We start from the raw sequence: 14,147 nt of genomic DNA on the forward strand, positions 1-14,147 counted from the left end.
AAGTCGCTACATTCGCAGTTCCACCACTTGCAAGGAACTGCGGATGTCCATTCGATCTCGCCTGCTGCTGTTCGCCGCTGCCACACTGTTGGCTACCCAGGCCTTCGCCAGCGAACGCCTGACCCTGCGCATCGGTGACCAGAAAGGCAACATGCGTGCCCAGCTTGAAGCGGCCGATGCCTTGCGCGACCTGCCTTACGACATCCACTGGGCCGAGTTCCCCGCCGCCGCACCGCTGGCCGAGGCACTGAATGCCGGGGCGATCGATGCCGGCATCATTGGCGATGCGCCGCTGCTGTTCGTGCTGGCCTCTGGGGCACCGGTCAAAGCCATTGCCGTGGACAAGTCCGACCCGTTTGGCACGGCGCTGCTGGTGCGCCCTGATGCCCCCCTGCAAAACGCCGCCGAGCTGAGGGGCAAACGCATTGCTACCGGGCGGGGTTCAATCGGTCATCACCTGGCGCTGAAGGCACTGGACCAGGCCGGCCTGAGTGAAAAAGATGTGGAGTTCCGCTTCCTTGGCCCGGTCGACGCCAAGATTGCCTTGGCCAATGGCTCGGTGGATGCCTGGTCGACCTGGGAACCTTACACCGCACTGGCCGAGCTGAGCGGCCAGGGCAGGGTGCTGGTCAACGGTCGTGGGCTGTCTTCCGGCAACAGCTTTCTGGCCGCCACCGACAAGGCGCTGGATGACCCGGCCCGGCATGCGGCGCTGCAGGACTACCTGGCACGTCTGGCCGGCGCCCAGGTATGGGCCTACCAGCACCTGGACAGCTACTCGAAAACCCTGGCAACCATCATTGGCTTCCCGCAAGACGCCGCGCGGCTGCAGTTCGAGCGCCGCCAGTTGCGCTGGCAGGCCATCGATGCCAAGACCGTCGCCGAGCAACAGGAAACCGCCGACTTCTACCACGCCCATGGCCTGATGAACCAGCGCCTGGACGTGGCGCCTACCTTCGCTGGTGGTTTTAACGTGCCCACCCATGACTCACTGGCCCAACACTGACCTGGAGACACTCCATGCTGCACCGTAAACGCCTGCGCCACCTGGCCCTGGGCCTGCTGCTTGGCGGCCTGCTGCCGTCGCTTGCCAGTGCCGAACAAACCCTGCGCATCGGTTACCAGAAGTCCTCGACCTTGCTGACCTTGCTCAAGGCCCGTGGAACGCTTGAGCAGCGCTTGCAGGCCGAGGGTATTCGCGTCAGCTGGCATGAGTTCCCCAGTGGCCTGCCACTGCTGGAAGCGCTGAACCTGGGCAATGTCGACCTGTCGGCAGATGTGGCCGACACCGTGCCGGTGTTCACCCAGGCGGCCGGTGCCAAACTCACCTATTTTGCGCGCGAAGCGCCATCGCCGACAGCCCAGGCGATCCTGGTGCCAGCTAGCTCGCCGCTCAAGACCCTGGCCGACCTCAAGGGCAAGCGGGTGGCGGTGACCAAGGCGGCCGGCAGCCATTACCTGTTGATCCAGGCCCTGGCCAAAGCCGGCCTGACCTTCAAGGACATTACCCCGGCGTACCTGATCCCTGCCGATGGCCGGGCGGCGTTCGAGAATGGCAAGGTTGATGCCTGGGTTACCTGGGACCCATACGTGGCCAGTGCCCAGCGCCAGCAGAACGCGCGCATCCTCGCCGATGGCAACGAGCTGGCGAGTTACCAGCGTTACTACCTGGCCGGCAGCGATTACGCCAAGGCCCACCCTGAAGTGCTGCAGCAGGTGTATCAGGCGTTGCGCGAGATCGGTGCGTGGACCAAGGCCAACCCCGAAGCGGCCGCTCGGGTGCTGGGGCCGCTGTGGGGCAACCTGGACAGCGCCACAGTGCAGCAGGCCAATGGCCGGCGCAGCTATGACGTGCAGCCAGTGAAACTGGACAACCTCGGCGAGCAGCAGCGCATTGCCGATGCCTTCTACCGCGAAGGGCTGCTGCCCAAGCCGGTGGATGCGCGTGCAGTGACTGTGTTCGAGCCAAAGGCTGTCAATTGAGGATGTCTGTGCCGGCCTCTTCGCGGCTAAAGCCGCTCCCACAGGTACGGCGCGTGCCTTGAGGTAAGCACTGACCCTGTGGGAGATTGCCCAGCCCATTGGGCTGCGCTGTCGCGCAGAGAACTGATGCCGGGCACATCGCGTACCCTGTGGGAGCGGGCGCGCCCGCGAACACCGGCGCAGCCGGTGCCATGCACCGCGTTGGATTCTTCGCGGGCACGCCCGCTCCCACAGAGTCCCTGCTAAATCAGTAAGTGATGCGCAGTTCTATGAGAGCGGGTTCACCCGCGAAGAGGCCGGCACAAGCAGCACAAGACAGTTGCTCCCACTGTCTGATGCCTCGCCCGTTGGCGCAATCAATCGAGCTTGGCTAGGGTCACTGGGTTGACCTGCGAGGCATCAAGCATGAACAGGACGTTTTTTGCAGTGATCGCGCTGCTGGCCGTGAGCCTGGCTGCGAGCGCAGAGGAGCGCGAGGGGGATTACTGGTATGTGCAGACCAGCGCCTACACCAAGCACTGGACCCACGACCCCGACCACAACAACCACCAGGAGTTGGTCGGTATCGAGCGCATCTACACCGACGGCTTGCTGTGGGGTGCGGCTACCTTCAAGAACTCGTTCTACCAGCGTTCCTACTATGCCTACCTGGGCAAGGTCTGGGAGAACGAGCGCTATCCCGTTTACGTCAAGTTGAGCGCGGGGTTGATCGAGGGCTACAAGGGCGAGTACGACGACAAGATCCCGCTCAACCACCTGGGTGTCGCGCCAGTGATCATCCCGTCGTTTGGTGCGCACTGGGGGCCGCTGGGGGCGGAATTCGTGGTGCTGGGGGCGGCGGCCGGCATGGTCAATGTGGGGCTCAGGTTTTGATGCCGCGCTTGAACGCCCAACGCAGGCATGCCGGCGTTGGGCGGTTTTGGCTCACGATGGGCGCTTAGTCCCAGGCCGGTGCCAGGCCGTCAGGGCTGACTTCCCGGCCGTTGCGTTCCAGCGAGGCAATGCGTGCCATGTCGTCGGTGTCCAGCTTCAGGTCGCGGGCAAGCAGGTTGCTGGCCAGGTTTTCGCGCTTGGTCGATGACGGGATGACCGCGTAGCCCAGTTGCAGCGCCCACGCCAGGGCGACCTGGGCAACGGTGGCCTTGTGCTTGGCTGCGATTTCGGCCAGGACCGGGTCTTGCAACACCTTGCCATAGGCCAAGGTCATGTAGGACGTGACGGTGATTCCTTGCGCGTTGAGAAACGCGGCGAGCTTGCTGTTTTGCAGGTACGGGCTGAGTTCGATCTGGTTGGTGGCGATTGCGCCTTTGCCAACCACGTCGATGGCTTGTTGGGTCAGCTCGATGTTGAAGTTGGAAATGCCGATCTGGCGGGTCAGGCCCAACTGTTTGGCCTCGGCCAAGGCCGCCATGTACTCGGGCAGTTCCACGCCATTGCCCGGGGCTGGCCAGTGGATCAGCAGCAGGTCGACGTAGTCGGTGCGCAGCTTGTTCAGGCTCTCACGCAGGCTGGGCACCAGCTTGTCGGCCGCGTAATTGTCGACCCAGATCTTGGTGGTGATGAACAGTTCGTTGCGTGGCACGCCGCTTTCGGCGATGGCTTGGCCGACTTCGGCTTCGTTCTTGTAGATCTGTGCGGTGTCGATGACCCGATAGCCCAGCGCCAGTGCGGACTTGACCGAGTCGATCACGGCCTGGCCGGTGAGGCGGAAGGTGCCGAGGCCGAAAGACGGAATGCTCATGGGAATACTCCTGAAAAGTGCGGTGACGATCATGTGAAGGCCAGTTTGCCGCGTGCGAAGGCATTGAGTAAGCCGCTGTAGCGTCAAAGTCATTTGACGTACAGGCACGAATCACTTTTCAAACGAAACAGCCCGCCAAAAGGCGGGCTGTCTGGAAGCGCGAAACGATCAGCGGCGGCGGAACAGCGGCAGCGGCTCGTCGGTGGCGGCCTGGTAGGTCACCGAGAAGTCCTTCAGGCTTTGCAGCGCGTCTTCCGGGTCCTTGTCGGCACGGATGGCGAACGCGTCGAAGCCGCAACGGGCCATGAAGAACAGCTGGTCACGCAGTACGTCACCAATGGCGCGCAGCTCGCCCTTGAACTTGTAGCGGTCACGCAGCAGGCGCGCGTTGGAGTAGCTGCGCCCATCGGTGAATGCCGGGAAGTTCAGTGCGATGACCTGGAAGTACTGCACGTCTTCGCCGATTTCTTCGGCTTCTTCGTCGCTGTCCAGCCACACGCCCAGGCCGCCGTCGCGGGCCTTGAGCACGTGGGCATGGTCGCGCCACAGCTGCAGCGGAACGATGTAGTCGTCGCAGTTGGTCAGTTCGTCGAAGGGCGTTTCCTTGGGCAGCAGGTGCCAGGTTTCGTCGACGATCTGGTTGTTCTTAATGATTCGCTGCATAGACGCGTTCCTTGAAGGGGTCGATGCCGATACGCTGGTAGGTGTCGATGAAACGCTCTTCCTCGGTGCGTTGCTCGACGTACACGGCGATCAGCTTCTCGATCACATCGGCCATGGCCTCCTGGGCGAACGATGGGCCGAGGATCTTGCCCAGGCTCGCGCCGCGTGCGGCGTTGCCACCCAGCGACACCTGGTAGAACTCCTCACCCTTCTTGTCCACGCCGAGGATGCCGATGTGGCCCACGTGGTGGTGGCCGCAGGCGTTCATGCAGCCGGAGATGTTCAGGTCGATTTCACCGATGTCGAACAGGTAGTCCAGGTCGTCGAAACGGCGCTGGATGGATTCGGCGATAGGGATCGACTTGGCGTTGGCCAGCGAGCAGTAGTCACCACCCGGGCAGCAGATGATGTCGGTCAGCAGGCCGATGTTCGGGGTGGCAAAGCCGCCTTCGCGCAGCTCCAGCCACAGCGCGTGCAACTGGCGCTGCTCGACGTCGGCGAGGATGATGTTCTGCTCGTGCGAGGTGCGCAGGAAGCCGAAGCTGTAGCGCTCGGCCAGGTCGGCCACGGCGTCCAGCTGCTTGTCGGTCAGGTCGCCTGGAGCAACGCCAGTAGGCTTGAGCGACAGGGTCACGGCCACGTAGCCAGGGCGCTTGTGGGCGCGGGTGTTGCGCGAGCGCCAGCGGGCAAAGCCTGGATACTCGGCGTCGTGGGCGGCGTAGTCGACGTTGTCGAGGGCCAGGTACTCGGGGTCGACGAAGTGGCGCGACACGCGCTGTACTTCATCTTCGGTCAGGGTGGTGTTGCCGCCGCGCAGGTGGACCATTTCGGCCTCGACCTTCTCGGCGAACACTTCTGGCGTGAGTGCCTTGACCAGGATCTTGATCCGCGCCTTGTACTTGTTGTCACGGCGACCGTAACGGTTGTACACGCGCAGGATGGCGTCCAGGTAGCTGATCAGGTCCTGCCATGGCAGGAACTCGTTGATGAACGAGCCCACCACCGGCGTACGGCCCAGGCCACCGCCGACCAGTACACGGAAGCCCAGCTCGCCTGCCGCGTTGCGCACCGGCTCCAGGCCGATGTCGTGCACTTCGATGGCAGCGCGGTCTTCTTGCGAACCGTTGATGGCAATCTTGAACTTGCGCGGCAGGTAGGCGAATTCCGGGTGGAACGTGGTCCACTGGCGGACGATTTCGCACCATGGGCGCGGGTCGATGATCTCGTCTGCGGCCACACCGGCAAACTGGTCGGTCGTGGTATTGCGCAGGCAGTTGCCGCTGGTCTGGATCGCGTGCATCTGCACGGTGGCCAGCTCGGCGAGGATGTCGGGGATGTCTTCCAGCGCGGGCCAGTTGTACTGCACGTTCTGGCGGGTGGAAATGTGGGCATAGCCCTTGTCGTAGTCGCGAGCGATCTTGGCCAGGGTGCGGACCTGGGTGGCGTTCAGCTGGCCGTACGGCACGGCGACACGCAGCATCGGCGCGAAACGTTGGATGTAAAGGCCGTTCTGCAGGCGCAGAGGGCGGAATTCTTCTTCGCTCAGCTCACCGGCCAGGTAGCGGCGGGTCTGATCACGGAACTGCTTGACGCGGTCCTCGATGATCCGCTGATCGTACTCGTCGTATACGTACATAAAAGTCCTGTCTCAGGCATGCAGCTATTCGCGCGCACGGCCGCGCACTCCGGTACGGAGCCGTGGAAAGATAGCAGGTTGGGTTTATGCGCTAAAGTGATGTTTTTGCATATGAAAAGAACCAAATGGACTATGTGAGACTGACTGCCATTTGTGCGCTGGTCGTAGCCAGGCGTTTATAATCCGAGGTTTGCTTCGCAGAGATGTATCCCCATGCTCAAGGCCCTGTGCCAAAGCTTGTGTCTTGCCCTGCCGCTGGCGGCAAACGCGCAGCCGGCGTCGGTGGTGTTCCTGAACCCGGGGCTGTCCACAGAAACGTTCTGGGCCAGCTATACCCGCTTCATGCAGGCCGCCGCAGACGAGTTGGGCATGACCCTGCGGGTGGCGTACAGCGAGCGCCGCGCCGATCTGGCACTGAGCCAGGCCAGGTCGATTCTGAGTGGGCCGCAGCGGCCGGATTACCTTGTGCTGGTCAATGAACAGTACGTGGCACCGGAGATCATGCGCCTGTCGCGGGGTACCGGGGTCAAGCTGTTACTGGTCAACAACGGCCTGACTGCCAGCCAGGCCCGCAGCATCGAGGCCCAGCCCGAAAAGTACGCCGAACCCTTGGGCACCTTGACGACCAACGACGACGAGGCGGGCTTCCAGATGTTGCACCAGATGGTCGCGCAGTTGCCTCGGGACAGCTTCCCGGTGGACTTGGTGGCCTTCGCCGGGCTCAAGACCACACCCGCTTCGCAGCGGCGCGAAGAGGGTATGCGTCGCGCCTTGGCCGACTTCCCCCAGGTACGCCTGCGCCAGGTGGTGTACGGGGGCTGGAACCGCCAGCGAGCCTACGAGCAGGCGCAAGTGTTGCTGGAGCGCTACCCGGATACCCGCCTTGTATGGTCGGCCAATGACGAGATGGCCTTTGGGGCCATGCAGGCGTTCGAGGAAGCAGGGCGCAAGCCGGGCCGCGATGTGTTGTTCGGCGCCGTCAACAGCTCGCCCGAGGCCTTGCGTGCGCGTATTGACGGGCGCCTGAGCGTGCTGATGGGCGGGCATTTCAGCCTGGGCGGTTGGGCCATGGTCATGTTGCACGACGACGCCCAAGGGCTGGCGTTGAACCGCGATGGCTTGCGCGAGCACCGTGTGCCGTTGCTGCAATCCATTGACAAGGCCAAGGCGCAGCGTTGGCTGAAGCTGCTGGGGCGTGCCGACTATGGCGTGGATTTTCTGCAATACAGCGCCGAAGGGCGGCCGGCCAGCTACAAGTACCCGTTTTTGACGTCACCGGTCGACTATTGAAAGACCCTGCTTGAGGGAAGGGCATTGCTCGTCTTAACTGCTGGTTGTGAAGTGCATTCCCATAACCACTACAAGAGGCAATGCAATGGGAAACTCAACCAAGGTCCGCAAAGCTGACAGCAGTGTCGATGCCTGGGCGATCCTCTGCCTGATCGTCCTGGTGGTGGTCACTGCCGTGTATTGGGTCAGCCACCAGTAGACTTGTCTTCAAGACCGTGATGCAGCCAGAGCGCCTGCGGGAGGGAATCCCGCAGGCGTTTGCATGTCTAGCGGGCGGTAAGGTGCAGGGCCAGTTGCACCAGGCCGATCAGCACGGCAATGAACACCAGGGTGAACAGCGTGCCCAGCGCGATGAAATGGCTGGCCTTGCCGTGGGTGAAGTCGCGGGTACGGTTCTTGCCGCTTTGTACGCCGAAGGCGGCGGCAAGGATGCTGTGCAGCATCTGCCAGAAGGTCGGGGGTTTGCCCTGGCTGGAATCGTCCATGGTGGCTCCTGGGGAATCAGAGGCAATCAGGGACAGTGTAGGTGGCCATCGGGGCTGCTGCGCAGCCCATCGCGACACAAGGCCGCTCCTACAAGGGAATGCAGTCCCCTGTAGGAGCGGCCTTGTGTCGCGATGGGCCGCACAGCGGCCCCAACAGTCTTAGCTGTCGTACCCCAGGTTAGGCGCCAGCCAGCGCTCGCTCACGCTCACATCCTGGCCTTTACGAGTGCTGTAACGCTCGATCTGGTCCTTGTCGACCTTGCCCACGGCAAAGTACTGCGCCTGCGGGTGGGCAAAGTACCAGCCGCTGACGGCCGCCGCCGGGAACATCGCAAAGTGCTCGGTCAGGAACACGCCACTCGGCCCGGTTTCGCCGATGGCGGTGCCATCGAGCAGGCGGAACAGGGTTTCCTTCTCGGTGTGGTCGGGGCAGGCCGGGTAGCCCGGGGCCGGGCGAATACCGCTGTACTGCTCCTTGATCAGCGCCTCGTTATCCAACTGCTCGTCGCGGGCATAGCCCCAGTGCTCTTTACGCACCTGCTCGTGCAGCCACTCGGCGCAGGCTTCGGCCAGGCGGTCAGCCAGCGCCTTGACCATGATCGAGCTGTAGTCGTCGCCTTTGTCCTGGTAAGCCTTGGCCACTTCCTCGGCACCGATGCCGGCGGTGGTGATGAACCCGCCTACATAGTCAGTGACGCCGCTGGCCTTTGGTGCGACGAAGTCGGCCAGCGACCAGTTGGGCTTGCCGTCCGGCTTGATGGTTTGCTGGCGCAGGTGGTGCAGGGTGGCCAGGGCCTGGCCGTCCTCGCCGTACACTTCGATGTCGTCATCAGCCACCTGGTTGGCAGGCCAGAAGCCGAACACGGCGCGGGCGCTGATCAGCTTCTCGTTGATCAGCTTGTCGAGCATCTCGCGGGCATCCTTGTACAGCGCCGTGGCGGCTTCGCCGACCACTTCGTCGGTGAGGATACGCGGGAACTTGCCAGCCAGGTCCCAGGAGATGAAGAACGGGGTCCAGTCGATGTATTCGGCCAGGGTGCGCAAGTCGATGTCTTCCAGCACCTTGACGCCAGTGAAGGAAGGCACTGCCGGTTGGTAACCGGCCCAGTCGTACTGCGGCTTGGCAGCGATGGCCTGGCTGTAGCTCAGGCGCTCGGTGCGGGCAGTGCGGTTGGCGGTGCGCTCACGCACGTCCACGTACTCCGCGCGAGTCTTCTCGACGAAGCCTGGCTTGAGTTCCCTGGACAGCAATTGGGTGGCAACGCCTACCGCACGCGAGGCGTCGGTAACGTAGATGACCGCATCGTTGCTGTACTTTGGCTCGATCTTGACCGCAGTGTGCGCCTTGGAGGTGGTGGCCCCGCCGATCATCAGTGGCAGTTCGAAGCCCTGGCGCTGCATTTCGCGGGCAACGTGGACCATCTCGTCCAGCGATGGGGTGATCAGGCCCGACAACCCGATGATGTCGCACTTCTGTTCGCGGGCGGTTTGCAGGATTTTCTCGGCCGGCACCATCACGCCAAGGTCGACGATGTCGTAGCCGTTACAGCCAAGTACCACGCCGACGATGTTCTTGCCGATGTCGTGCACGTCGCCTTTTACCGTGGCCATCAGGATCCTGCCTTTGGCTTCCGGCTTATCGCCTTTTTCGGCTTCGATGAACGGGATCAGGTGCGCCACCGCCTGCTTCATCACGCGGGCCGACTTGACCACCTGGGGCAGGAACATCTTGCCCGCACCAAACAGGTCGCCGACCACGTTCATGCCGTTCATCAGCGGGCCTTCGATCACTTCGATCGGGCGTGCGCACTGCTGGCGGCATTCCTCGGTGTCTTCGACGATGAACGCGGTGATGCCTTTGACCAGCGCATGCTCCAAGCGTTTTTCCACCGGCAGCGAGCGCCATTCTTCGTTTTCCACTTCCTTGGTGGCGCCGCCGCCCTTGTAGTCGTCGGCAATGGCCAGCAGTGCGTCGGTGCCGTGCGGGGTGCGGTTGAGCACCACGTCCTCGACCTTCTCGCGCAGCTCGGCCGGAATTTCGTCGTAGATTTCCAGCTGGCCGGCGTTGACGATACCCATGGTCAGGCCGTTCTGGATCGCGTGGAACAGGAACACCGAGTGGATTGCCTCACGCACCGGGTTGTTGCCACGGAACGAGAACGACACGTTGGACACGCCGCCCGAACTCAGCGCGTGCGGCAGGTGGTCACGGATGTAGGCACAGGCCTCGATGAAATCGACGGCGTAGTTGTTGTGCTCTTCGATACCGGTGGCGACGGCAAAGATGTTCGGGTCGAAGATGATGTCTTCCGGCGGGAAGCCCACTTCGTTGACCAGGATGTCGTAGCTGCGCTGGCAGATTTCCTTCTTGCGTGCGGCGGTGTCGGCCTGGCCGACCTCGTCGAAGGCCATGACCACCACGGCAGCGCCGTAGCGCTTGCACAGGCGGGCGTGGTGCTTGAACTGCTCGACGCCTTCCTTCATGGAAATGGAGTTGACGATGCCCTTGCCCTGGATGCACTTGAGGCCCGCCTCGATCACTTCCCACTTGGATGAGTCGATCATGATCGGCACGCGCGAGATGTCTGGCTCACCGGCAATCAGGTTGAGGAAGCGGACCATGGCGGCCTGGGAGTCGAGCATCCCTTCGTCCATGTTGATGTCGATCACCTGGGCGCCGGCCTCGACCTGCTGCAGGGCGACTTCCAGTGCTTCGGTGTAGTTCTCTTCACGGATCAGCCGGGCGAACTTGGCGGAACCGGTGATGTTGGTGCGCTCGCCGACGTTGACGAACAACGACTGGCGGTCGATGGTGAACGGTTCCAGGCCCGACAGGCGGCAGGCCTTGGGGATTTCAGGGATCTCGCGCGGCTTGTACTTGGCCACCGCTTCGGCAATGGCCTGGATGTGGCCCGGGGTGGTACCGCAGCAACCGCCGATGATGTTCAGGAAGCCGCTGGCGGCGAATTCCTCGACCACTGCGGCCATTTCGGCCGGGGTTTCGTCGTATTCACCGAAGGCGTTTGGCAGGCCGGCGTTCGGGTGGGCGGATACGTGGGTATCGGCCTTGGTCGACAATTCTTCCAGGTACGGGCGCAGGTCCTTGGCACCGAGGGCGCAGTTCAGGCCCACGGAAATCGGCTTGGCGTGGCGCACCGAGTTCCAGAAAGCCTCGGTGGTCTGGCCCGACAGGGTGCGGCCGGAGGCGTCGGTGATGGTGCCGGAAATCATGATCGGCAGTTCGACGTTGTCGTCCTCGAACACCTGCTGCACGGCAAAGATTGCCGCCTTGGCGTTCAGGGTGTCGAAAATGGTTTCGATCAGGATCAGGTCGGCGCCGCCCTCGATCAGGCCGCGGGTGGCCTCGATGTAGTTTTCTACCAACTCATCGAAGGTGACGTTGCGGTAGCCGGGGTCGTTGACGTCCGGGGAAATCGAGCAGGTACGGCTGGTAGGGCCGAGCACCCCGGCAACGAAGCGCGGCTTGTCGGGGGTTTCCAGGGTCTTGGCATCCGCTACCTGGCGGGCAATGCGCGCACCTTCTACGTTCAGCTCGTAGACCAGCGACTCCATGCCGTAGTCGGCCTGGGAAATCTGCGTGGCGTTGAAGGTGTTGGTTTCGAGGATATCGGCGCCGGCATCCAGGTAGGCCTTTTCGATGGCAGCGATCACATCCGGGCGGCTGAGCAGCAACAGGTCGTTGTTGCCTTTTACATCGCTTGGCCAATCGGCGAAACGCGTGCCACGATAGTCGTGTTCCTCCAGGCGGTAGCTTTGGATCATAGTACCCATGCCGCCGTCGAGGATCAGGATGCGCTCTTTGAGTGCGTTCTGGAGTGCTTGGAGACGAGCGCTGCGGTCGGACATAGGAACTACCTGGTCGGGCAAATATCAGAAGGTGCGGAATAATAACAAAGCTGCGCGGTTTTTAGGCGTATCGCCCATTTGCATGAAAACTGCTCATGTTGATGGCGCGGTTACCAGCACCCAAGGACGATCAGGCAAACTCGTGATGGCTTTCAAGAACCAGGACTTTTCGCACATGGTGCATCGTATCCTTGCCGGCGCCTTCGCCCTGCTCATCAGCGGCGCGGTGTTCGGGCAAGCCCCCCAGTCGAGCCCGGCTATTTCCTACACCCGGGATATTCAACCGATCTTCACCGAGAAGTGCGTGGCCTGCCACGCCTGCAATGACGCTGCCTGCCAGCTTAAGCTGGAAAGCCCGGAGGGTGCGGTGCGCGGGGCCAGCAAGGTCCCGGTGTACCAGGGCGAGCGCAGCAAGGCGGTGCCCACTACGCGGCTGTTCTACGACGCCCACAGTGAAGAGCAGTGGCGCAAGAAGGGCTTCTACTCGGTGCTCGACAACCAGGGCAGCCAGGCCGCGCTGATGGCGCGCATGCTGGAACTGGGGCACAAGACGCCGCTCACGCCCAACGCCAAGCTACCCGAGGAGATTGTGCTGGGCCTGAGCCGCAACAACATGTGCCCCTTGCCCCATGAGTTCGACGCCTATGCCGGCGCCCACCCCAAGGAGGGCATGCCGCTGGCGGTGACCGGGCTGACCGACAAGGAGTACGACACCATGCGCCGCTGGCTGGCGGCGGGTGCGCCGGTGGAATACCAACCGGTCAAGCCAAGTGCCACGGAATCCTCGCAGATAGCAGACTGGGAAGAGCTGCTCAACCGCCCGGGTTCCACCGAGGCGCTGGTCGGCCGCTGGCTGTACGAGCACCTGTTCCTGGCGCACATCTACTTCGTGGGGGGTGAGCAGGGGCACTTCTTCCAGTGGGTGCGTTCGCGCACGCCGAGCGGCAAGCCGGTCGACATCATTGCCACGCGCCGCCCCAATGACCCGCCGGGTACCGACTTCTATTACCGGCTGATCCCGGTGCAGGGCGTGATCGTGCACAAGACGCACATCACCTACCCGATGGGGCCGCAGAAGCTCAAGCGGGTCAAGCAGCTGTTCTACGCTGGCGACTGGCACGCCACTTCGTTGCCAGGTTACGGCCCGCGCCACCGGGCCAACCCGTTCGAAACCTTCGAGGCGATCCCGGCGGTTGCGCGCTACCAGTTCATGCTGGATAACGCCGAGTACTTCGTGCGGACCTTCATCCGTGGCCCGGTGTGCCGCGGCCAGATCGCCACCGACGTGATCCGCGACAACTTCTGGGCGCTGTTCCAGGAGCCGGCCTTCGACCGCTACATCACCGATGCCAAGTACCGTGGCGAGGCCACGCCATTGCTGGCGATGCCGGGGCAGATCGATGACGTGGGCAGTGTGCTGAGCCTGTGGCATGCCTACCGTGACAAGCGCAACGAATACGAGAAGCTGCGCCGCGACGCCTACGCCGAGATGCCGGCGCCGGGCTGGTCCACGCTGTGGGCCGGTAACGACAATGCCTTGCTGAGCATTTTCCGCCACTTCGACAGCGCTTCGGTAACCAAGGGCCTGATCGGTGACGTGCCGTTGACCATGTGGCTGTTCGACTACCCGCTGTTCGAGCGCACCTACTACCAACTGGCGGTCAACTTCGATGTGTACGGCAACGTGTCGCACCAGTTGCAGACGCGCCTGTATTTCGACCTGATCCGCAATGGCGCCGAGGTCAATTTCCTGCGCCTGATGCCGGCCGACCAGCGCAAGGCGATCCTGGGCGACTGGTACCAGAACAGTGGCAAGGTGAAGATGTGGATGGATTATGAAGACATCGACACCGACACCCCGAGCGGCATCCAGCTCGACCCGCGCCACGCCAAGCGCGACTTCGGCCTGAAACTGTTGCAGCGCACCGGCAGCCTGAATGCATCGCCCGACCCGATCAACCGCTGCCAGGGCGCATTCTGCTCACGGCCGCAGATGAACGAAGAGTTCCGCAATGCCGAGCAATCACTGAGCCGACTGGTGTCGCGCCCGGCTGCCGGGCTGAAGGTGATCAATCAGCTGCCCGAGGCAACCATGCTGCGCATCGAAGGGCAGGGCGGCCAGCGCCAGGTGTACAGCCTGCTGCGCAACCGCGCGCACAGCAACGTGGCGTTCCTGTTGGGTGAGGCGTACCGCTACCAGCCGGGGCTGGATACCCTGACCCTGTACCCGGGCGTGCTCAGCAGCTACCCCAACTTCATCTTCAACGTCCCGACCCAGGATGTGGCTGAGTTCGTCGAGGACATGGAGTATGCGAAAGACGATGCGGCCAAGTTCGAGCGCATCGTCATGCGCTGGGGCGTGCGCCGTAGTCACCCTGAGTTCTGGCGGTACTTCCATGACCTGAACAGCTTCATCAAGGAGACCCAGCCGGTGGAGGCAGGGGTGCTGGACATGAACCGCTACGAGAACCTCTGATCGGGT

General features: G+C 62.9%; 10 protein-coding genes. 5 read left to right on the forward strand and 5 right to left on the reverse strand.

The features are described from left to right. The first annotated feature begins 43 nt into the window (after positions 1-43). From ACQKPZ_RS03950 to ACQKPZ_RS03960, 3 genes are all read left to right on the forward strand, one after another. Entirely contained in the window at positions 44-1,006 is a 963-nt protein-coding gene (locus tag ACQKPZ_RS03950; protein WP_427535648.1) for an ABC transporter substrate-binding protein, read from the forward strand. Between the two features lie 14 nt (positions 1,007-1,020). Continuing rightward, positions 1,021-1,983, forward strand: a complete 963-nt coding sequence (locus ACQKPZ_RS03955; RefSeq protein WP_391136692.1) for an aliphatic sulfonate ABC transporter substrate-binding protein — start codon at positions 1,021-1,023, stop codon at positions 1,981-1,983. Positions 1,984-2,388: 405 nt separating this feature from the next. Beyond that, on the forward strand, positions 2,389-2,856 hold the full coding sequence (locus ACQKPZ_RS03960) for a sn-glycerol-3-phosphate transporter (RefSeq protein ID WP_391136695.1): 468 nt from the start codon (positions 2,389-2,391) through the stop codon (positions 2,854-2,856). Positions 2,857-2,920: 64 nt separating this feature from the next. Here ACQKPZ_RS03960 and dkgB read toward each other — a convergent pair whose 3' ends face one another. From dkgB to ACQKPZ_RS03975, 3 genes are all read right to left on the reverse strand, one after another. Further along, positions 2,921-3,724, reverse strand: coding sequence for a 2,5-didehydrogluconate reductase DkgB (gene dkgB / locus ACQKPZ_RS03965; protein WP_427535650.1), 804 nt, complete (start codon positions 3,722-3,724; stop codon positions 2,921-2,923). Positions 3,725-3,892: 168 nt separating this feature from the next. Beyond that, a complete protein-coding gene (locus tag ACQKPZ_RS03970; RefSeq protein WP_427535652.1) occupies positions 3,893-4,387 on the reverse strand; it encodes a DUF934 domain-containing protein in 495 nt (164 codons plus the stop codon). Then, the gene (locus tag ACQKPZ_RS03975; RefSeq protein WP_403201005.1) at positions 4,371-6,023 is read right to left on the reverse strand and encodes a nitrite/sulfite reductase; all 1,653 of its coding nucleotides are present in this window, start codon (positions 6,021-6,023) and stop codon (positions 4,371-4,373) included. Before ACQKPZ_RS03975 ends, ACQKPZ_RS03970 begins: the two co-directional genes overlap by 17 nt. A 213-nt stretch (positions 6,024-6,236) precedes the next feature. Between ACQKPZ_RS03975 and ACQKPZ_RS03980 the strand changes: the two genes are divergently transcribed. Beyond that, a complete protein-coding gene (locus ACQKPZ_RS03980; RefSeq protein WP_427535654.1) occupies positions 6,237-7,313 on the forward strand; it encodes an ABC transporter substrate-binding protein in 1,077 nt (358 codons plus the stop codon). A gap of 266 nt (positions 7,314-7,579) precedes the next feature. Here the strand turns inward: ACQKPZ_RS03980 and ACQKPZ_RS03985 are convergent, their stop codons facing one another. Then, entirely contained in the window at positions 7,580-7,798 is a 219-nt protein-coding gene (locus ACQKPZ_RS03985; protein WP_391136709.1) for a DUF2970 domain-containing protein, read from the reverse strand. A 159-nt stretch (positions 7,799-7,957) separates the two neighbouring features. Beyond that, the gene (gene metH / locus ACQKPZ_RS03990; protein ID WP_427535656.1) at positions 7,958-11,665 is read right to left on the reverse strand and encodes a methionine synthase; all 3,708 of its coding nucleotides are present in this window, start codon (positions 11,663-11,665) and stop codon (positions 7,958-7,960) included. 175 nt (positions 11,666-11,840) lie between these two features. On the opposite strand from metH, the gene ACQKPZ_RS03995 reads away from it, so the two are divergent. Next, positions 11,841-14,141: a fatty acid cis/trans isomerase gene (locus ACQKPZ_RS03995; RefSeq protein WP_427535862.1), complete on the forward strand. Its 2,301-nt coding sequence runs from the start codon at positions 11,841-11,843 to the stop codon at positions 14,139-14,141. Positions 14,142-14,147 lie beyond the last annotated feature (6 nt).

Source organism: Pseudomonas sp. NPDC089547, from assembly GCF_050280665.1.
Lineage (GTDB): Bacteria > Pseudomonadota > Gammaproteobacteria > Pseudomonadales > Pseudomonadaceae > Aquipseudomonas.